This window comes from Flavobacterium aquidurense, assembly GCF_002217195.1.
GTDB lineage: Bacteria > Bacteroidota > Bacteroidia > Flavobacteriales > Flavobacteriaceae > Flavobacterium > Flavobacterium frigidimaris.
Genome location: NZ_MUGR01000039.1, coordinates 1 through 1,907 on the forward strand (window position 1 = coordinate 1; position 1,907 = coordinate 1,907).

2 tRNA genes and 1 rRNA gene are annotated in these 1,907 nt (G+C 47.7%); all 3 read left to right on the forward strand.

What is annotated here, in order from left to right:
• The first annotated feature begins 8 nt into the window (after window positions 1-8).
• Window positions 9-1,522 (forward strand): 16S ribosomal RNA (locus tag B0A67_RS19535).
• Between the two features lie 126 nt (window positions 1,523-1,648).
• A tRNA-Ile gene (locus tag B0A67_RS19540) sits at window positions 1,649-1,722 on the forward strand.
• A gap of 108 nt (window positions 1,723-1,830) precedes the next feature.
• Window positions 1,831-1,904 (forward strand) — tRNA-Ala (locus tag B0A67_RS19545).
• Window positions 1,905-1,907 lie beyond the last annotated feature (3 nt).

Consider the following 1,907-nt stretch of genomic DNA (forward strand, 5'->3'; position numbering starts at 1 on the left):
AACAATATACGATGAAGAGTTTGATCCTGGCTCAGGATGAACGCTAGCGGCAGGCTTAACACATGCAAGTCGAGGGGTATTTATCTTCGGATAGAGAGACCGGCGCACGGGTGCGTAACGCGTATGCAATCTACCTTTTACAGAGGGATAGCCCAGAGAAATTTGGATTAATACCTCATAGTATATAGACTCGGCATCGAGATTATATTAAAGTCACAACGGTAAAAGATGAGCATGCGTCCCATTAGCTAGTTGGTAAGGTAACGGCTTACCAAGGCTACGATGGGTAGGGGTCCTGAGAGGGAGATCCCCCACACTGGTACTGAGACACGGACCAGACTCCTACGGGAGGCAGCAGTGAGGAATATTGGACAATGGGCGCAAGCCTGATCCAGCCATGCCGCGTGCAGGATGACGGTCCTATGGATTGTAAACTGCTTTTATACGAGAAGAAACACTACTTCGTGAAGTAGCTTGACGGTATCGTAAGAATAAGGATCGGCTAACTCCGTGCCAGCAGCCGCGGTAATACGGAGGATCCAAGCGTTATCCGGAATCATTGGGTTTAAAGGGTCCGTAGGCGGTTTAATAAGTCAGTGGTGAAAGCCCATCGCTCAACGGTGGAACGGCCATTGATACTGTTAGACTTGAATTATTAGGAAGTAACTAGAATATGTAGTGTAGCGGTGAAATGCTTAGAGATTACATGGAATACCAATTGCGAAGGCAGGTTACTACTAATTGATTGACGCTGATGGACGAAAGCGTGGGTAGCGAACAGGATTAGATACCCTGGTAGTCCACGCCGTAAACGATGGATACTAGCTGTTGGGAGCAATCTCAGTGGCTAAGCGAAAGTGATAAGTATCCCACCTGGGGAGTACGTTCGCAAGAATGAAACTCAAAGGAATTGACGGGGGCCCGCACAAGCGGTGGAGCATGTGGTTTAATTCGATGATACGCGAGGAACCTTACCAAGGCTTAAATGTAGATTGACCGGTTTGGAAACAGATCTTTCGCAAGACAATTTACAAGGTGCTGCATGGTTGTCGTCAGCTCGTGCCGTGAGGTGTCAGGTTAAGTCCTATAACGAGCGCAACCCCTGTTGTTAGTTGCCAGCGAGTCATGTCGGGAACTCTAACAAGACTGCCAGTGCAAACTGTGAGGAAGGTGGGGATGACGTCAAATCATCACGGCCCTTACGCCTTGGGCTACACACGTGCTACAATGGCCGGTACAGAGAGCAGCCACTGGGCGACCAGGAGCGAATCTATAAAACCGGTCACAGTTCGGATCGGAGTCTGCAACTCGACTCCGTGAAGCTGGAATCGCTAGTAATCGGATATCAGCCATGATCCGGTGAATACGTTCCCGGGCCTTGTACACACCGCCCGTCAAGCCATGGAAGCTGGGGGTGCCTGAAGTCGGTGACCGCAAGGAGCTGCCTAGGGTAAAACTGGTAACTAGGGCTAAGTCGTAACAAGGTAGCCGTACCGGAAGGTGCGGCTGGAACACCTCCTTTCTAGAGCCTCATGTGTTAGTTGATTTATCAACACGCTGAGGAAAAAAGAAGAAGCTTTATGGGTTTTGATTTTGAGAATATTTTACTCTTGCTGTTAGTTCAAATAATAAATTTTAAGTAAAACAGAGTCTCGTAGCTCAGCTGGTTAGAGTACTACACTGATAATGTAGGGGTCGGCAGTTCGAGTCTGCCCGGGACTACTATTTAACTTAAAAAAAGGAAATTCTAGAAGTTGGAATTCACCAAAAGAAATTAGAGAAGAATTAAGAAATCTAAAATCTGAATTCTACAATCTAAGATTGAAAAATGGGGGATTAGCTCAGCTGGCTAGAGCGCCTGCCTTGCACGCAGGAGGTCAACGGTTCGACTCCGTTATTCTCCACGA